Below are 18,934 nucleotides of genomic sequence, written 5' to 3' on the forward strand. Positions count from 1 at the left end.
AAGCTTATGAAGGACAAAACTAAACTGAAACGAATGCTTAGTGGACTTCATAAAGCCTATGAAGGATTGCACTAACTAACGCGGCGATACTTCAATCAGATATTCAAACAAGGCTGTTTTCACAAGGGTTGTTGTGATTGAATTTCTTCCAGGACTATAGTGGAATGGAGCGGAAGGCAGCACTTGACTCCTGCGGGAAAAAGAGGAAAAGTACCTACAACAAAGTATACGAAAACAGCCAAAAAATCTGGAATGTTCAATCGAATTAATGATTGATCTATTTTTTTATATTAGGATATAAAAAAGCACCGCAAATGCGGTGCAATTAGTTATACGTGTTGGCTGCATTTCTTTTGCCATTTATGGTTTTGCGATAGCAAACGGAACCCGTTACATGTTACTGGGATCTTTTTGTTTTTATGAGAAACTTTTTAACGCACCAAAGGCAAGTAAAATCCACCCTACGATGAATAGAACACCACCAATCGGTGTGATGGCTCCTAATATTTTCACTCCCGAAATACTTAATACATATAAACTTCCTGAAAAAAAGATGACACCTAAAACAAACGACCATCCTGCCCAAAATAAAATTGTTGGATCACCTAAACGATCACTGATAATTGCAACAAGAATTATCGCAACGGCATGGATCATATGATACTGTACACCCGTTTGATAAATATTAAACATTTTTTCCGTTAATTTCGGCTGTAAACCATGTGCCCCAAAAGCACCTAAACCTACCGCTATAGCCATGTTAATACTACCAATTAATAAAAATAAATTTAACATGTGTAACTATGCTCCTTTACATTAATGTTATTGTGGATCAATAATAGCATAGTTACTTTAGGCATTCCAAAAAATTGAACTATCGATTCGATAAATATACTTTCAATGCCTTTATCATGTTAGCTGCTTCCTCATTGTTAGATGCATGAACGACAATATGATCTCCATTCAAATCGACTTGAACGTTTTCAAAACCTTGTCGTTCTAGAAAATCACCAATTACGTGAAAATCTTCATTTTGAGCAAGTAAAGACTTTTCACCAATATAATTATCTTCTACATACACGTCATAACGATCTTCTGATAGTTTTAATGAATCTACGTCGCCGCCTACAACGTTAAAAAAAATTGGAAAACCTACACTGCTTCCAGTATTTATTCCATAATACATCATTAAGACCCCCAATTAACATTTTTATTACTTTTCTTAATCTGTTCGTAATAATGCTAAATTATTTATATCATACAAATTTTAAGTCACTAAGATACTTTATCTATTTGAGGAGACTGCTGATAAAGTCCAAATTTTTTAATCTGAAAAATAATATTCAAAAAACGAGCCTCTAGAATCGCTTCTAAGGCTCGTTTGAGAGTTAGGGAGACATTTTCGGCCTCCCTATAATCATTCGTTTTTCAAAAACATTCACTTTTTCAGTGCCCTTCTATTTGAGGGGGAGGTTCTCAACTAGATAAAGCTGAACTTCAATTTGTAGGGGTTTTCATTCATCCCCCACCTAAACTCGACTTTCTTAAGGTTTGAGGTATGGGACTTACTGCCTGTTAATAGTGGGATAAATAAGAAAGAAGTTCACTCAACTAAAAATCAAGTGTCAACTAATCGTAAATCCCGGGTGACCTAAAAATCAAATAAACTATCACTAGATGGTTTTTCTAATTGAACTTTTTGCTTTTGTTCCGGTTGTTTGGAGTTTTCTATAGAAGGATTTTTGATTACTGGTGTTGAAACTGAAATTTGCTCTTCTGGAGTTGCTTCAAGAAGTAAATCACAGTATGCCTTAATACTAATTAACTCTTCCTTCAACTTCTTTTGTTCTTGATTAGCTAATGCAAATTTAATTTCCTGTACTTTTTCTTCTAGCTTTTTTACAATGGTTTCCGTTCCTATATTCATTTCTAACTAGTCCTTTCTTTATTTACCGATTGTTTACTACCCGTTCTCTTTTATATTACTTCCCTTACAAATAGGGATTATTGGCAAGGTAATCGTAAATGTACTCCCTTTTCTTTCTTCACTCAAAACATCAATCGTACCTTGCATTTCTTCAATGACTCGGAAGCTAGTTGACATTCCTAACCCTGTTCCTGTATCTTTCGTTGTAAAAAAAGGAGTTCTTAGTTTCTCAAGCGTTAGAGGATCCATCCCTATCCCAGTATCCTTTATATAAATACATACTTTATTTTCCTCAGTTAAATGCTTTGTTCCTACAAATAATGTATCTCCCACGTCCATAGCTTCAATAGCATTTTGAATAATATTCATACATGCTTGTTGGACTTTAAGTGGGTCAATAAAAATAAGTGGTACAGTTTCAAACTCGGTTACTAAATTCATACCTTTATTTTTTAGTTGTGACGTTTCTAATACAAGCATTTCTTCTAGTAAAAGTTGAATATTTGTTTGCCTATATTGTCCTTTAGATTTTGATTTTGCAACATTTAATAAGTCGGTAACAATATAATTGACTCTGTCAATTTCTTTAATAATAATGTCAAAATAACTTTTTTTTGATCCCATTTCCTCTTCTCTAAATAGTTGAATAAACCCACGTATTGTAGCAATAGGGTTACGAATTTCATGCGCTAAACCAGCTGACATTTCTCCAACAACCTTTAGCTTTTCAGAATGAACAAGCTCAAGCTCCATCTGACGTTTGTCAGAAATATCACTAATCATAATTAGTAGCTCTTCTTGAAGATCGTTATTGTCTAAAGATGGAAGCGTAGTTAAACTAACAAGATAGTACCAACTTTTTTTACCTACCTGCCACTGAACTTCATATTTTTTTGGTGTCTCTTTCTCGAGGTAATTCATGATCTGACTTGATGACACGAACTCCCGAAAGTGGGTAGACTTCCTAATAACATCATCAATACTAAAATTAATAACCTCTTTTCTAGAAATTGCAAACATTTCTTCACACATTTGATTAAACATTGTTATCTTTGTTGACCGTTTATTGATAATAAAAACACCGTTATCGGTTGTTTCTAAGATTAATGTAGATTTTTTATGACCACTTTCACGTTCAGCTAATTTTTTTGTCATCACTGTAAAGGTGCCATTCAAACGCTCAATCTCTTTATATGATTGTTTTACAAGTGGTGAAATTGGCTTTCCAACAGCAAATTCAGACGTTGCTGCTACTAATTTTTCGACTGGACTTACTATGTATTTTGAAAATTTAAATACAGCAATCGTAACAATAATCCAAACACTTCCCATAATAAGCACATAATTCTTAAAAAGGTTATGTAACGGAGCAAATAACGCACTTTGCGAAACCGTAATTGCTACGAACCAATCATTATCAAAACCATTAATTTTTTCAATCTGCGTGTAAGCTGTTACTTCTTTAGCCTCTTTATCATAGAAAATGTTTCTTTCACGACTCAAGCTGATAATATCAGCGGCTGTCAAATTAGTTTTTTGGAAATAGTTTTCGGTTAAAATTTTATTTTGATCAGGATGAGCAATAATATCTCCATTCTTATTTAATAAATAAGCATAACCGTTTAACGAAACCATTTGCTCATGATTTGCAAATGTTTGAAATTTGTCCCAAATATAGTTTACATTAAAAGATGGTGAAATTACTCCAATTACTTCTTTTTGCGCATTGAAAACAGGGGCTGCCATAACTAAGATAGGTTCTTCTAAAACAGGAGAGAGGTAAATATCAGAAATGTAACTTTCGCCTTCTTTTGCAATTTCAAACCACTTTCGACTGCTAAAGTCCTGCCCGATGACAATATCAATCATACTAGTAAAAACTCTTCCATCAGGCTTAACGAATATAGTATCTGAATATATATCATATATGTGTAAAAAGCCTTCAAATTGCACTTTTATTTCTTCATTTGTAGCACTTGGGTCTTTTAACACAGAGTTAGTGGCTAAATACTTCAAATTTGATATCTGTTCTAAAAGAAGTTGTTGAATTTCTGATGCTATATAATTAGAGTGACTAAGTAACGATTGTTCAATTTGTTTTGTAAGCTCTTGTTTTTGTGATTGATAAGAAATATAACTTACAAACAAAAGTGGTATGAAAGTCGTTAATAAAAAGAAAACAAGTAGTTTCGCTCTCAAAGTTTTAAACATATCGTACTGCCACCCCTAAATCATCAATTTACCAATATGTTCTATTATAGTATAAACGTACTAAAAATGTTTTATGTTCGGCATTTTTTTTTTTTAAAATAGCATATTTCAAAATTTATACATACGTCGCTTTATTTTTTCTAACAAATGATAGCACCTTTTAAAAATGTCTTTATTTTAGAAATTACTAGGTCGAAATTTTTACAGACAAAGGATACTTATTATGAAATTCAATCAAAACTAATAAAAAGAGGCTATGAAAGCCTCTTTAAAATTTCAATTGTATAATTTATACAATGCTTGGGTTCCGCTATTTTCTTCTCCCTTGTCAGCTAATTGTTCATATAATTGCTTGGCTAGCTTTAAACCAGGAGTTAATAAGCCTATTTCCTCGGCTGATTGTAGAGCAATCGTCATATCTTTAATAAAATGTTTTACATAAAAACCAGGTTCAAAATCACCGTTTATCATTCTCGGTGCTAATTTGCTCAGCGAGAAGCTTCCTGCAGCACCTGTTTCAATAGTTTGTAATACTTTTTTAGGGGAAAGCCCTGCTTTTTCGGCATATACTATCGCTTCACAAACACCGATCATCGTTGTCGCAATCGCTATTTGGTTACACATTTTTGTATGTTGGCCCAAACCAGCATCACCTTGATGAATGATATTTTCTCCCATCTTTTCTAAAATTGGTAACACTTCCTGAAAGTCCTTTTCATCTCCACCAACCATAATTGCTAACTTTGCTTGTTTCGCTCCAACATCGCCCCCAGATACAGGCGCATCTAGTGCGTGCATCTTTCGCTTTTTCGCCTCTTCATAAATTTTAACTGCCAATGAAGGGCTTGACGTCGTCATGTCAAGAAAGTAGGTTCCAGTCTGAGCGTGATTTAACAAACCATTTTCCCCTAAATATACTTCTTCTACATCTTTTGGGTAACCAACAATCGTAATAATGACGTTAGCTACTTCTGCTACTTCTTTAACTGTATCTTTCCACTTTGCTCCTTCTTCAATGAGTGATAGAGCTTTTTCCTTCGTACGATTATAAACAACGACTTCATATCCTGCTTTCATTAGATGAGATGCCATGCTTCTCCCCATTACCCCCACTCCAATGAACCCGACAGTTGTGTTTTCTGATAATGTCATAACATACAACCCCTTTTATTTAGAAGCTTTATTTGCCGTACAATGGCTCAGCTTTTTATAGATTTATGTAATCTAACGCATTGGAATTTCCCAATCAATTTCAAGTTCACCAATTGACTTTAGATAAGCATTTGTTTTTGAAAAAGGTCGACTTCCAAAAAAACCTCTGTTAGCAGAAAGAGGGCTTGGATGCGGAGATTCAATGATAAAATGGTGCGTTTCTGTGATGAGCACCTTTTTCTTAGCAGCAAATTGACCCCAAAGAATAAAGACGACAGGTTTTTCTCGTTTGTTTAAAAACGTAATCACCGCGTCTGTAAACCTCTCCCAACCTAACCCTATGTGTGAATTCGGGTTACCTTCTCTTACAGTGAGTACACTATTTAAGAGGAGCACTCCTTCGCTCGCCCACTTTTCCAAGTTTCCATGATTAGGAATTGGGATAGTAAGGTCTGCATGTAATTCTTTATAAATATTTTTCAAACTCGGTGGAGTTTTTACATCTGGCTTTACAGAAAAGCTTAGCCCATGCGCTTGCCCTTGACCATGATATGGATCTTGTCCTAAAATGACAACTTTCGTTTTTTCAAATGGGGTATAATGTAATGCATTAAAAACTTCATTTTTTGGTGGAAAAATCGTATTTGTTTCGTACTCACTTTTTAAACTTTCCATAAGTTGTATGTAATATGGAAGTTGACATTCGTTGTATAATTTTTCTTGCCAATCATTTTTTAAACTAATCATTATTTGCTTTCCTTTACCTTGTACTCTCTATTGTTTATTCTGTCAACAACCCACCACTTAACGACCTTTGCGGTCTTTTTGAAGTGGGGGCTTGCGTCTGTCAGAGTTTGACAGTGCTTCTACCCTCGCAGAGAACAACTACGCTTATTCCTACCCAGTAGTGCGAACGAGAATACTCTCCTACCTTAGTATGGTGGAACATAAGGACGGTTGACTTCGCCCCTACTGTAAGGGATATACCCAAACAGTAACCGTAAAGCGGCTTTTCTTACGCATAAGAGTGCCTTTTACGCAACAGTTTTCTCTTATGTCTAAATCTATTATAGCAGAAAGGAGGAGGCAAGGTGGGATTTCAGATACTTGATATGGTACAAAATCTTGCGATTTTAACGTACCATATCGTATCTGACGGCAATTCCTCCCTCACTTATCGTTGGGCTATGCCCTTCACACGATTGAAGTGGGGGTATCCTTGCCGATTTTAGATGAAATTTTAAAGAAACCTTCAAATATTGCAAGAATACCAAAATTAAGAGGTGATGTTATGATAAGGTCTGTTAACGTTGTAGGTGCTGTGATTGAAAATCATAATGGTCAGTTTCTCTGTGCCCTTCGCTCGTCAAAAATGTCGATGCCAAATCTTTGGGAGTTTCCAGGAGGTAAGATTAAAGAGGGGGAGAAACCCGAAACTGCTCTTGTTCGTGAAATAGTTGAAGAGCTTGGCTGTACAGTCAAAGTAGGTGAACTAGTTGCTTCTGTGGAGCACCAATATCCTGAAATAAAAGTAAACTTAAAGACTTTTAAAGCTATTATTGAAAATGGGCAACCTAAAGCACTAGAACATTCTGAATTGCGTTGGGTACCAAAAGGCGAACTTGAAAAGTTAAACTGGGCACCTGCAGACATTCCGACGGTAAACAAACTAAAGGGAAGCTAACATGAGTTGCTTCCCCTACCTTACTTATATTATAGACAAACATACTCTATAGCTCAAAGGTAATTAATTAATTTCACTTAACTCTTGTTCAAACCACTGTTTAATTTCAGGGTGATCGTTAAAAGAGACAACAACCGGTCTATAAGAGAGGCCAATTTGAAACAATTCATACTTGTTTCCTATTCTTGCGATACAAAAATTTTTAAATGGTGTTTGTAAAACTTGATTCGCATCTTTCCCAACTACACGATAATAACCGTAGATTAAATCTAGATCCAAATCATCTAGCTTCCAATCATATGACTTTCTCTTCAATTCTTTTTTCGTTTTATTACCTTCTAGATGATTTTGTTTGAACAAGGGAAGATTACCAAATGTTTTCCACATTGAAGCTATAGGATTTTGTCTTTCCATACTTTAAACCACTCCTCAAATTTTTTCATTTGAAAAATTAGGAACTAGTACGCTATCTTTGAATTCCATCCTACTTCTTTAAAATATAAGTATTACTTACTATAGGTGTTTTTGAAAGCGCTTTAAAATTAGAGCTGTTCAGGAAGTCAATGACTTGGTTACCTTCATTTTCTCCTTTATCATAATTGTATTTCTTACTTTGAATTTTACTACAATTCCTTATTTTAAAAAGGGGTATCTATGGTTAAATATTGACATTTGTTTTACGAATTATTGAAGCATTTTTATCTTATATTCCTATCCTAAAACCTGTGATTTTATACATACTTATCGCTTGTTTCCTATAAGAAGTAGTTCGATCCATCCTGAGACATCAACTCCATTTTGCTTTTAATCCTTCGACTTTTATAATAAGAAGGAATGACTTCTTTCATTCCTTCTCCATCAATGGATAAAATCTTAAATGGCTTTTTTCTTTTAATTTCAAGTTTGGCATTTTTATTCCCTTTCCATTTAATTAAAAGGTCCATGTGACGCTTAAAGATTTTTATAAAATCATCAACACTTGGATAGATATATGGTTTTGTGTAAGTATTTATCGCTTACTTTATTAGTAGTAAAAGAAAAACTAACCTCTTCACTTTGGAAAAGAGCAAAAGAATACCTAAAGCAACTTCACTCTTCTTGGTTTTCTTCTAGAATAAACTTGCTACCTTTTATTTAAATTGAAAAAAATCATTAATTATTTTTTATCTGTTATGGCTTTTTTATATCCTGTACTTCCATCTAAAATCTCTATTTTAGTTACATCATTAAGTTCTTTCTCATAAATTTCAGAAAGTGTAACCCTATAAAGTTCGCAATTGAAAAGGTCTGACCATGCAATGTCAGACCTCATTTACCTTATTATTTCATTTTCCAAACAGTAGCTATATTCACAGCAGTTCTCTCTACATATTCTGCTGCATGCTTAAAGGCATCTTCTAGTATAATTACCCCAGGGACGATGCTAAATATGGCATCAACGCCATAGTCATGAACAACTTGACTATCTTTTGAAATGTTTCCGGCAATTCCCACAACCGTCACTCCGTATTTTTTAGCTGCTTTAGCAACGCCAATTGGAGTCTTACCAAAGATGGTTTGTCCATCAATTTTACCTTCTCCAGTGATGACCAAATCTGCATCCTTTAGAATATTACATAAACCAGTAGCTTCAATTACAATTTCAACGCCCCTCTTCAATTCCGAAGGTAAAAAAGCCATTAATCCTCCCCCAAGACCTCCTGCAGCACCAGCACCGGGTACATCGTTTATTTTTATACTAAGATCTCGTTCAATAACGGTTGCATAATGACGAAGATTTTGATCCAGCTGTGCTACCATTTCTAGATTAGCCCCCTTTTGTGGTCCAAAGATAGCAGAAGCCCCTTTTTCACCTGTTAACGGATTATCAACATCACATGCTACCTCGATTTTAATGTTTGCTAAACGCGGATCAAATTGTGAGAGATTTATAGAGGCTAAATCGCCAAGCGAGCCTCCGCCTTCCCCTATTTCTATCCCATTTTTATCAAGTAAAAGTGCTCCAAGAGCTTTAGCCATTCCTGCACCACCGTCATTTGTGGCACTCCCGCCTATACCAATAATGATATGATTAACGCCATGATCAAGAGCGGCAGCAATTAATTCACCTGTCCCCTTAGTAGTTGTCAAGAGAGGATTTCGTTTCTCAACTGGTACAAGGTGTATACCTGAAGCAGCAGCCATCTCTATTACAGCTGTCGTTTTATTTCCAAGTATTCCAAAGAAAGCATCTACTGGTTCCCCTAACGGTCCCGTTACTGTTTTGGAAATAATTTCACCACCTGTTGCATCCGTTAGAGACTGGACCGTACCTTCTCCCCCGTCGGCCATTGGTACTTTTACATATTCAGCATCAGAAATTACCCGTTTGAAACCTTTTTCAATCGACTCCGCTACCTCCAGTGCTGATAAACTTTCTTTAAATGAATCTGGCGCAATAACAATCTTCATCTTCTCCCTCTCCCTCTATTTGATATTGTCTAAACAAATGCAATACACCGTCAACTCGTTTCAGCAAGCTGAAACATCGGAAAATCAGGTGGAGAGTCTACTCCACCTGACTGGAAAATCCCACCTACGCTACGCTTAGAGGTGGGGGTCTTTTACCCTAAAAAATTCAGATAAAATAAGGTGAAAATAATGCCGACTATTGTTTCTTATAGAAACACTTTTAGTTGCTTTTTATTTTTTCACGTGGATACTATCACCTGTCTCATGGAAGAAGCTTTCGTGTGGTAATTGGTCTAGATCGATTGCACAATCTCTTACAGAAAAAACAAACATTTTCATACGTAAATAGCTTTTATTCCAGTTTTTAAGGATGTGAAACAATCAGTTCCAATTCACCTTTCACTTCAAAGCTGCCCACCCCGCTTGGCAGGATAAAATGAGTTCCTTTTTCAATTGGGAAGCTTCCTTCTTTAGTAACAATTTCACCTGCTCCTTTTAGGACGCTGCCATTTAAAAACTTTTTATCTTGTGTAAAGGATGCTACTGTTGAGATATCCCATTTATAAACAGAGAAGTATTTTTCATTTATGAAAGTTGTAATTATTCCACCTTGAATTTCCTTAACAATTGGTGCAATATAGACATCTTTATGAGGAACTGTTGTCACATCGATTGATTTTTCTATATGAAGGTCACGCTTTTTGCCTTTTGGGTCAACTCGGTCATAGTCGTACACACGGTACGTTGTGTCTGAGCTTTGTTGTGTTTCAAGTATTAAGACGCCAGAACATAATGCATGGATTGTTCCACTAGGTACATAAAAAAAATCACCTGGTTTTACTTTTACCCGACGTAATAAAGTGTCCCACTTACCACACTTTACCATATCCAAGAATTGTTCTTTTGTATGAGCAGTATGGCCAAAGATAATTTCAGCATCTGTTTCGCAATCAATCACATACCAGCACTCCGTTTTACCAAGTTCGCCATTTTCATGCTTATTTGCATATTCATCATTTGGATGAACCTGTACGGATAAATCGTTATTTGCATCAAGAATTTTTGTTAATAGAGGGAAACTATGACCTTCTAAGTTACCAAACAATTCACGGTGTTGGTTCCAAAGTTCTCCTAACATTTTCCCCTGATACGAACCACTGCTGATTATACTTTGCCCATTTGGATGGGCTGATACAGCCCAGCATTCTCCTGTAAGGTCAGATTTAATGTCGTATCCAAATTCTGTTCTAAGTTTTGTCCCTCCCCAGATTCTTTCTTGAAATAAAGGGGTTAAGAATATTGGTTGTTTCAATTAGAACACTTCCTCTTGTTCATCATTTGTCTCCTACAGCAACTTTTTTATCCGATAAAGAAGAGCCGCCCATTGGCGACCCTGTAAAAGTGAAGACAGAGCGTAGTTGCCCTTATACTTCAGACTTTAAATTAGCCACTACGCCGAATAATCTTTCTCGCTGCCAATGTATGATTTCTTAATGTGTAAGAAAAAGACCGTAAGATAAGTCCCTCTCCTTATATTTAAAACAATATTGACTTTACTTGATTTGTTTTTACATTTACTTGGACTTGATTTTTGTTCACTGAAAGAGCTTCTAAAGCTTTTTCATTTAAATTTGCAAGATTTACATGGTCTATTTCACAGTTGAATTCAAATGCTGCATTTTCTTCTACATCTGTTGTATTATAGAAGCGCAATACAAATCGATTTTCTTTTTCCGATTTTTTCAATGCGCTTAGTATGATATTAGGTCGAATTTCTTTAAAGAAGCTAAACTCTATTGGTGTTTTAACTTCTGCTTTATTAAGTCTCATCGCATCATGTGGAATTTTATTATATGTTTCCACTGGCGTGAGATACTCTTTTGCAATTCGTGCAACGTTTGCATGTTGTAAATGTGTTGTAATGGCAAAATCTAATGTTAGTTTTCCAATCATTTGAGAATCTGGAGTTGGTAATTTGATACCAGATGGGCGACCTGGTCTACGCAGCATTTCTTCTTTTCCAAGGAAACCAATACTTCTAAACAATGTAATCGCAATTGTATCAAATTCCTCACCGATAATTTCATACTCTCTCGTACTATTTGTTAAAACACTTACACCATAGTCTTCGTTTGATAAGCTTGCATAACTAAGCATTGGATAGATTGGATCTGGACGCTCGTCCCAATTCTCTTTTTCCCATACATGTATAGCAGAATCAATAACATCTCGTTTAATTGAGCCAAATTGATTGTCTGAAATTGAGAATGATGATGCGATGTTTGTTGGAATTAATGCTCTTAAACGATGATCATTTGCAAAATTGTTCACTGCAAATTTCACTTCAATAACTGGATTGTAATTGGGAACTGTCACAACAATATGAATATCTACTGCACTATCAACAACTTGGGCTTTACGTTTTTCTAGATTTTTCGGCACAGAAAGCGTATATTTAATATCTATTGTTCCGCCATATCGATTTTGGCTTATTTGGATATCTGCATTGACGTTATCATTATAAATAAGCTCTTCATTTGGTAGTGGAGAGAAGTCATATTCATCACCATCATCACCGCCATTTTCTAATCGAAGCACATTTGTAAAGTTTTGTTTTAATTGCTTATCAAAAATATTTAGCGTTCCATTTGAATTCACAGTAATTTCGTAAAAATCTGTATCAATCTTATTTGTTAATTTTAACGAATTTTTTACGTCTTCATCACTTTCAACAACAAAGTACGTTTTATAGCCCATTGCAGGAAGTGTGTCTTTTAGTTGAATTGTATATTTTATAAATGGATCATAATTTCCGTAATGAACGATTTGGCGATCAATTAAACCAGGATCAGTAACTTCACTTTTGATAACTTCAAAATCTAGTTCATTCGAATCGTTATCAACTAGCTTGAATGATTTTAACTTCGTCATAACACTGGTAGTCACGACTTCTGTACGCTCATACGGAAGTAAATTAAATGCAGTTAAACGATCATGATGTTTTGCTGTATCCATAGAGTCCACGATTTTACGTTTATAAAAAGTTATTAAATGGTCGACTTTTTCTTCCGCAAGGAAAAAACGATTTAAAATTTCACGGTGAACCTTATCAGAGCAACAGCATCCGATACTATCATGCGCATGATTTTTCATGATTTCCTTCCAAATAAGTTCAATTAAACCATGGTGGTATTCGAAACCTAAACGATATGCAAGGGAAGCAAGCGGCTCTAATATATTTGTGATTTTATTTTCAATTCTTGCATTTGATGCTTTAATATCCATACGAGTTGAGTAAATACTGCGATGAACACGCATATATTTTCCATCTAAAAACTCACCTTGTAAGATTGGAAGATCGTTCTGCTTTTCCAATTCCGTAAAGATATTTTCATATTTGCTTAAGAAAAATTCACGTTCTGGATAAAGCTTGCGCAACTTTTCCATTATGGTAAAAATATTCTTTTGGATTGGCATTTGATCATGACCGTTTGGTAAGATAATATTGTTAGTTGTTGCACCACGATCAAGTACAGTGAAATATTTATCTATACGTTTTTGAAGAGCTTCCTCATCCTCAGGCAAATACTTCCCGATTGCGTATCCTAATGGGAACAATTGAACAAGTACCTTTGATCCATCTTCTGTTTTCCAATAAAACTCAGTTTTGTCTGTACCATGACGTTCAGATGTACCGCGCCAAAATATTGAATAAGTGATATCAAAACCGTTTAAGATCATTGGCATTTGTGCTGATTGTCCAAATGAATCTGGAAGATAACCAATTTTCATATAATCGCCAAACTCTTCACTATCTTTTATTCCATATAAAAGGTTCCGTACAATCGATTCCCCACAAACTACCATTTCGTCAGTTTGTGTATACCAAGGGCCAATAATTAATCGACCCTCTTGAACAAGCTTTTTTACACGTTCTTTATTTTCAGGTTTTACTGCAAAATAGTCTTCCAATATAGAAGTTTGTCCATCTAATACATAGTAGGGATAATCCGAATTATTTTCTAACATCTCCATGATTTCTTCCATATTGTTCACTAATAAAATTCTTGATTCTTCAGTTGAGAAATACCACTCTCTGTCCCAGTGCATATGTGGAACGATATGAACGTTTTTCATTATATCCTCCTGTTTAACTTTTTTGTCTAATCTATACTGCCTTTTGTTGTAAACCTTTTTTTTGTTGCTCTTTTTTTAATTTACTTTTACGTGTTGCAATTAGTAGAAACATTGAAATGAATGCTCCAATTAACGCTGCTCCTAACCAAACGCTAGCTGCTAGTAATAGTGGTTGGCCTGTTACTAATGCTAGTGAGAAAATACCTGCTCCAGGTACGCTAAGACCAATTTCAAAGTATGCAACAATTGCACCTGTAACAGCCGAGCCCGCAATTAAAGATGGGATAACACGAAGTGGGTCGTTAATCATAAACGGAATTGCCCCCTCAGTAATACCCGCTAATCCTAATAACCAAGTTTGCTTTCCAACTTCTTGTTCTTGTTTTGTGAATAATTTTTTTCCAATAATTGTTGCACCTGTTACTGCAAAAGCAGATACCATTTTTACTGATGCAAAAGCTGCATAAGGAACAAAATTGCCACTCGCCATTGCACCGATACAGAACGTATATGCGGCCTTGTTTATCGGTCCACCAAGGTCAAATGAAACCATCGCACCAAGAATTGCACCTAACAAAATTGCATTTGCTCCGCTCATTCCATCAAGCCATTGAATTAACCCTGCGTTTAAAGTTGCTAATGGCCTTCCTACCACGAATAACATAATGGAACCAACAACAAGTGTCCCGATTACCGGATAGAACCAGAAGCTAATAAATCCAGCGAATGTACCCCTTGATTTCACTTTGTTTTTTAAGAATTTCAAGAAATAACCCGCTAAGAGGCCACCAAGCATACCACCTAGGAAACCGCTACCAATCAAATTCGCAGCTACTCCTGCTGCAAAACCCGGTCCTAATGCTGGTTTATCTCCAATTGAGTATGCCATGTAAGCTGCTAAAATTGGAATCATTAACTGACCTAAAAGTGACCCACCCAATTGTCTTAATAGCCATAACCAAGAACCTTGTTCAGCGTAAAGTTCTTGAAGTCCAAACGCTTGCGAAATAAAGACTGCCACAGCTAACGTCATACCACCCGCTACAATGACCGGAATAATATGGGAAATCCCTGTTAATAAAGAATCTTTGATCTCTGTTTTAACTGATTTTCCTTCATTTCCTTCATTTGAGTCTTCTGTATCGACATATTCTGCTTTTGATGAGTTTTCGGCCTGTTCTAATGCTTGTTGTAAAATTGATTTAGCATTACGTAATGGTGATGCAACAGAAGTTTTAACCTTAGGCAAATGTTTAAAGCGTTCCCCATCTTTTACTGCTACATCTACTGCATACACGATTGCAGATGCTTTTTTAAGAAGATCCTTTGTATGTCGGTCTTCAATACCATTAGCGCCTTGTTTTTCAACAAACACGTCAATTCCTAACTCTTTTCCTGCTTTGACTAGCGCCTCTGCAGACATATACGTATGGGCAATTCCCGCTGGACAAGCTGTGATTGCTAGTATTGTTTTATTTAGCTTTTGAACATTTTTTACTTCATTTGGCTTTTTTATTTCATCAAGACTTTCGTAAAGCTCTTTACCTGTTTTTGCCTGTAGTAGTTTGTTTTTATAGTCTTCATTTGATAATCTTGTAACAAGCTCTGATAATAACGACAGATGCATTGAACCCTCTTGATCCTTTGGTATCGCTAACAAAATAACCAATTCAACCTGATTATTTGGATCAATGCTTTCCCATGTTCCAATTGGTTTTTCAAGTGTTGCAACTGCAAAAGCTGCTTCTTTTACCGATAAAGATTTTCCATGAGGAATCGCTAATCCGCCCTCAAAACCAGTAGGTGATAGAGATTCTCTATCCATTACACTTTGGTAAAACTCTTCTTCGGAATGCAATTTCCCGTCTGCGGCTAATTGCTTAATTAAAAACTTAATAACTTCCTCTTTAGAGGTAAACGATTGTTTCGTTCTAATTAAGGATGGCGATGTCAAACTCTTTAACAACATAATTGTAACCCCTTTCGTTAATTTGTGTTTCACTATGGATAAATCATAGCAAAAAAAAAAAGAAGAAACTGAGTTCTTCTTATATTTACACAGGTCTTTATATTGAACGCGCTTTCATGTGTATTTATACACATCATTTTGTTCCTTCCCAATAAAATTCTACTAATGCCCGTAGAATAAGCATTACCGGTGTTTTATCCGTAATGTTATACTCATTAAACTTCTTGTAAGGGGAAAAGCAATACAAATTTATATCAGACATTTGCTGCAAGGAATTTTCACTAAAATGCGTAAGTGAAATTAACCGGACTCCTCTTTTTTTTGCCAACTTAGCCATGTCTAACACCTGAGTCGTCTCACCCGATAAGGAGATAAGGAAAAGAACATCACTTCCTTCAAGATGGTTTACTTCATGTAACATATCATGACGATGAAAATAATACTCCGCTTGCTTTCCAACAACCTTAAGGTTTTTCACCATTATTTCACAAATTGGGGCCGTATCCCCAACAGCGAAAAATAAAACCCTTCGTGCTTCATGAATTATTTTCTTAACGATGGCGAACTTATTCTGATCCATGAGATCAATTGTTTTATTGATATTTAAAATAAGGGTATTCTCTGAAAGCACTTTTTCTTGTCTTTGAATTTCCTCCTTCAAGTTATTTTTCATATGAGAAAATCCGTCATAGCCTAATTTTTTTGAAAGCCTTGTAATTGTATTCGGTACTGTATAGAGCTTTGCAGCTAAATATTGGATTGATAGATTGACTGCCTCCTGTTTATTTTTTATGATGTATTCGACGATTTGATCGTCAGTATCATTAAGTTTGTATTCATATTTATGAACTCGTTCTTCAAAAATCATTATTTTAGTGGACACCTTCTAACGTATGTATTGGAATTGGTTAGTTCTCTCTGACTAGTACCTATTAACATTACATTTTTCCTGTTTATAAGCTTATTATATACAAAAAGTTAAAGTTAAACCTATGTAGTAGCTCCCTTGAAGCAAAATGCGAAATTAACCAACGAAGGATTTCAGGCAGTAATAAAGTCAGTTGCTTGCCTGAATTGCCCTTGAGCAAGTGTACTTGCGATAGACAGCTTTCTAACTTCAGAATTTTTATACGCTTATCTTTTAAAAAAGTGCCTAACCGCTTACGTACATTCCAAAGATATATAGGTAGTGGTTAGACACTATTAACCGTCACTATTAAACTTTAAACTTAGCAATAATCTCTTGTAAGCTTTGAGCTAAGTTTGATAACTCTTCACTTGCTCGTGAAATATCTTCAATAGATGCTGTTTGTTCTTCCATTGTTGCTGAAACCTCTTCAGTTGAAGCAGAATTTTCCTCAGCAATAGCGGAAAGACTTTGCAATGTACCAATGATATCATCTTTCATTTTATCGATTTCTTGACTCGACCTATTTAACTTTTGTACAGCATTTTCTGCTTCTTTCATCGCATCTGAAATCGTTACGTACTTTTGTTTCGTTTCCTTCACGCTTACTTCTTGTTCCTTTAATATTACAGAAACATTCTCCATCACCTTGACTGCATCGTTTGAATTAAGTTGTAATTCCTTTACAACCTCATCAATAATCTTTGTGGAGTTTGATGATTGCTCTGCTAGTTTACGAATTTCATCTGCAACTACCGAAAATCCTTTACCAGCTTCACCAGCACGCGCTGCTTCAATTGCTGCATTTAATGCTAATAAATTCGTTTGCTCTGCAATCGCTGCAATCACACTACTAGCTTCACCAATTTTTTTTGCACTATCATTTGTTTTGAGGATACCTGTTTCAACTTCTTTTGTTGCTTGAGAGCTTTCGGCGGAGATATTCATTAAGTTGTCAATTTCAACTAAGCCTTCACCAACATGAACAAATACCTTTTCTGATGCTTCATTTAGCTCTTTTAAGTATATTTGATCTTTGGCTACAGTATCCCCTAACAAAAATGCTTTTTCAGAACCTTCTTCCGTGCTCAATGCTTGGCTAGATGCACCACTAGCTATTTCAGCAATTGTTTGGGCAACTTCCTCAACTGAACTTGCTGACTGCTGTGAAGTAGCTGTGAGCTGTTCTGATGAAGCTGAAACATTCTCTGCAGACTTCGTAATATCTACAATAACCGTTCTTAAATTATCTGTCACCGACTGCAAAGCGACTGATAGCTTACCGACTTCATCTCTTCTCTTACTTAAATTTTCAGGTACATCTTTCGTTAAATCTAAATCTGCTACATGTTGAGAATGCTTAATGATTTTAATAATTGGAGAAGTAATTGATGAACCTATGAAAAAAGTAATGACAATACTAATAATAAAAATAATAACCGACACAACCATTATTGCCCACTGTAACCTTGGTATGGCCCCTAGAACTTCGTCTTCTACAGCCGTTATAACTAAAGACCAATTCGTACCTTCAATCGGTGCAAACGCAGCATATAAATGTTCACCATTATAATGGTAATCATCTATTCCTCTTTTTTCATCTAGTATTCTAGAAAAAACATGAGCAACCTCTTGAAAAGATTCATCGACTTTTACTTCTTCAAGAGGATTAAATTGACCGGTAACCATTTCTCGATTCGGGTGAGCCAAAACCGTTCCATTTTCGTCTATAATATATGCATACCCTTGTTCACCATAGCTCATCTCATCTACAATATTGTTTAAAAAGTTCGCTTCTCCTACCGCTACTAAAACCCCAGTAATTTCGTTGTTAAAATACATTGGGATAGACTTTACGATAATCATTTCACCATTGTCATCACTGTTAACACTTATAGTAGGTGGCATGATTTGCCTTTTTCCTTGTAGTGAGTTTTGATAATACTCTCGTTCCTTAACATTTACAATCTCATTATTTATTCCATAACTATCAGACAAATATAAATTTCCTTTTAAGTCGACTACTCCAAGCCTTATATAATCACTTTCTTCCGCTTTCTCTAACAAAATAGCCATTTTTGAGGACATTTCTTCATCGGGATTACTTAATACAGCTATGTTTGTTAATCCTTCTAAATAGCGAAATTCACTTTCAAATCGACTTTCCGTTAAAGAAGCTCCTTCGGAAACTAGTGATTGTATCGCCACTTCCGCTTCTTCTACAATTAATTTACTAGCATTTCTTAACGTTAAAAATCCTGTGGAAATCGAAATCAATAAAATTAACACTGAAAAATAAACGATTAGCCTTGTTTTAATACTTTTCATCTTCCAAACCTACTTTCGCTAATAAATTTAATCACAGTTCTCTTTTTCATTATATTTTAATAGAAAACAAGTTTCAACATAGTCATTAGGGAGAAACTGGTCAAACTCTTGATACTTGAATAATTAGATCTATAAAACAGATATAAATTCTACATATCCTGACAAATT

Annotated in this window: 15 protein-coding genes; 2 read left to right on the forward strand and 13 right to left on the reverse strand. The window is 35.3% G+C overall.

The features are described from left to right. Positions 1-417 precede the first annotated feature (417 nt). The 6 genes from BKP37_RS15230 to BKP37_RS15255 form a co-directional block, all read right to left on the reverse strand. Entirely contained in the window at positions 418-795 is a 378-nt protein-coding gene (locus BKP37_RS15230; RefSeq protein WP_071310477.1) for a DUF423 domain-containing protein, read from the reverse strand. Positions 796-874: 79 nt separating this feature from the next. Further along, on the reverse strand, positions 875-1,189 hold the full coding sequence (locus BKP37_RS15235) for a hypothetical protein (protein WP_139193152.1): 315 nt from the start codon (positions 1,187-1,189) through the stop codon (positions 875-877). Positions 1,190-1,651: 462 nt separating this feature from the next. Then, the gene (locus BKP37_RS15240; RefSeq protein WP_071310479.1) at positions 1,652-1,927 is read right to left on the reverse strand and encodes a DUF5327 family protein; all 276 of its coding nucleotides are present in this window, start codon (positions 1,925-1,927) and stop codon (positions 1,652-1,654) included. A 36-nt stretch (positions 1,928-1,963) separates the two neighbouring features. Then, on the reverse strand, positions 1,964-4,138 hold the full coding sequence (locus BKP37_RS15245; RefSeq protein ID WP_071310480.1) for a sensor histidine kinase: 2,175 nt from the start codon (positions 4,136-4,138) through the stop codon (positions 1,964-1,966). 276 nt (positions 4,139-4,414) lie between these two features. Beyond that, complete coding sequence (locus BKP37_RS15250; protein WP_071310481.1) at positions 4,415-5,290, reverse strand: NAD(P)-dependent oxidoreductase; 876 nt, start codon at positions 5,288-5,290, stop codon at positions 4,415-4,417. Positions 5,291-5,362: 72 nt separating this feature from the next. Next, complete coding sequence (locus BKP37_RS15255) at positions 5,363-6,037, reverse strand: uracil-DNA glycosylase (protein WP_071310482.1); 675 nt, start codon at positions 6,035-6,037, stop codon at positions 5,363-5,365. A gap of 544 nt (positions 6,038-6,581) precedes the next feature. Between BKP37_RS15255 and BKP37_RS15260 the strand changes: the two genes are divergently transcribed. Then, on the forward strand, positions 6,582-6,974 hold the full coding sequence (locus BKP37_RS15260) for a (deoxy)nucleoside triphosphate pyrophosphohydrolase (RefSeq protein WP_071310529.1): 393 nt from the start codon (positions 6,582-6,584) through the stop codon (positions 6,972-6,974). A 63-nt stretch (positions 6,975-7,037) separates the two neighbouring features. Here BKP37_RS15260 and BKP37_RS15265 read toward each other — a convergent pair whose 3' ends face one another. The 3 genes from BKP37_RS15265 to manA all read right to left on the reverse strand — a co-directional run bounded on the left by BKP37_RS15265 (position 7,038) and on the right by manA (position 10,737). Further along, positions 7,038-7,388, reverse strand: a complete 351-nt coding sequence (locus tag BKP37_RS15265) for a hypothetical protein (RefSeq protein WP_071310483.1) — start codon at positions 7,386-7,388, stop codon at positions 7,038-7,040. 906 nt (positions 7,389-8,294) lie between these two features. Continuing rightward, complete coding sequence (locus BKP37_RS15275) at positions 8,295-9,425, reverse strand: glycerate kinase family protein (protein WP_071310485.1); 1,131 nt, start codon at positions 9,423-9,425, stop codon at positions 8,295-8,297. Positions 9,426-9,789: 364 nt separating this feature from the next. Next, a complete protein-coding gene (gene manA, locus BKP37_RS15280; RefSeq protein ID WP_071310486.1) occupies positions 9,790-10,737 on the reverse strand; it encodes a mannose-6-phosphate isomerase, class I in 948 nt (315 codons plus the stop codon). Here manA and BKP37_RS15285 point away from each other — a divergent pair. After that, positions 10,725-10,919 carry a hypothetical protein gene (locus BKP37_RS15285; RefSeq protein ID WP_071310487.1) on the forward strand — a complete coding sequence of 65 codons (195 nt, stop codon included), beginning with the start codon at positions 10,725-10,727 and terminating at the stop codon, positions 10,917-10,919. The two genes, manA and BKP37_RS15285, sit on opposite strands and share 13 nt — an antisense overlap. A 42-nt stretch (positions 10,920-10,961) precedes the next feature. On the opposite strand, the gene mngB is transcribed toward BKP37_RS15285, so the two are convergent. The 4 genes from mngB to BKP37_RS15305 all read right to left on the reverse strand — a co-directional run bounded on the left by mngB (position 10,962) and on the right by BKP37_RS15305 (position 18,766). After that, the gene (gene mngB / locus BKP37_RS15290; RefSeq protein WP_071310488.1) at positions 10,962-13,562 is read right to left on the reverse strand and encodes a mannosylglycerate hydrolase; all 2,601 of its coding nucleotides are present in this window, start codon (positions 13,560-13,562) and stop codon (positions 10,962-10,964) included. A 31-nt stretch (positions 13,563-13,593) separates the two neighbouring features. After that, positions 13,594-15,531 (reverse strand): PTS 2-O-a-mannosyl-D-glycerate transporter subunit IIABC, encoded by a 1,938-nt coding sequence (gene mngA / locus BKP37_RS15295; protein ID WP_071310489.1) that lies wholly within the window; start codon positions 15,529-15,531, stop codon positions 13,594-13,596. Positions 15,532-15,664: 133 nt separating this feature from the next. Next, positions 15,665-16,399, reverse strand: a complete 735-nt coding sequence (locus tag BKP37_RS15300) for a MurR/RpiR family transcriptional regulator (protein WP_071310490.1) — start codon at positions 16,397-16,399, stop codon at positions 15,665-15,667. Between the two features lie 348 nt (positions 16,400-16,747). Beyond that, a complete protein-coding gene (locus tag BKP37_RS15305) occupies positions 16,748-18,766 on the reverse strand; it encodes a methyl-accepting chemotaxis protein (protein ID WP_071310491.1) in 2,019 nt (672 codons plus the stop codon). Positions 18,767-18,934: the final 168 nt, after the last annotated feature.

The sequence above is a fragment of the Anaerobacillus alkalilacustris genome (assembly GCF_001866005.1).
GTDB lineage: Bacteria > Bacillota > Bacilli > Bacillales > Anaerobacillaceae > Anaerobacillus > Anaerobacillus alkalilacustris.

Coding starts and splice junctions, on each gene's coding strand:
- BKP37_RS15250 (WP_071310481.1), bottom strand. CDS start 5,290: ATGACATTATCAGAAAACACAACTGTCGGGTTCATTGGAGTGGGGGTA.
- mngB (WP_071310488.1), bottom strand. CDS start 13,562: ATGAAAAACGTTCATATCGTTCCACATATGCACTGGGACAGAGAGTGG.
- mngA (WP_071310489.1), bottom strand. CDS start 15,531: ATGTTGTTAAAGAGTTTGACATCGCCATCCTTAATTAGAACGAAACAA.
- BKP37_RS15265 (WP_071310483.1), bottom strand. CDS start 7,388: ATGGAAAGACAAAATCCTATAGCTTCAATGTGGAAAACATTTGGTAAT.
- BKP37_RS15235 (WP_139193152.1), bottom strand. CDS start 1,189: ATGATGTATTATGGAATAAATACTGGAAGCAGTGTAGGTTTTCCAATT.
- BKP37_RS15255 (WP_071310482.1), bottom strand. CDS start 6,037: ATGATTAGTTTAAAAAATGATTGGCAAGAAAAATTATACAACGAATGT.
- BKP37_RS15275 (WP_071310485.1), bottom strand. CDS start 9,425: ATGAAGATTGTTATTGCGCCAGATTCATTTAAAGAAAGTTTATCAGCA.
- BKP37_RS15240 (WP_071310479.1), bottom strand. CDS start 1,927: ATGAATATAGGAACGGAAACCATTGTAAAAAAGCTAGAAGAAAAAGTA.
- BKP37_RS15300 (WP_071310490.1), bottom strand. CDS start 16,399: ATGATTTTTGAAGAACGAGTTCATAAATATGAATACAAACTTAATGAT.
- BKP37_RS15305 (WP_071310491.1), bottom strand. CDS start 18,766: ATGAAAAGTATTAAAACAAGGCTAATCGTTTATTTTTCAGTGTTAATT.
- BKP37_RS15245 (WP_071310480.1), bottom strand. CDS start 4,138: ATGTTTAAAACTTTGAGAGCGAAACTACTTGTTTTCTTTTTATTAACG.
- BKP37_RS15260 (WP_071310529.1), top strand. CDS start 6,582: ATGATAAGGTCTGTTAACGTTGTAGGTGCTGTGATTGAAAATCATAAT.
- BKP37_RS15230 (WP_071310477.1), bottom strand. CDS start 795: ATGTTAAATTTATTTTTATTAATTGGTAGTATTAACATGGCTATAGCG.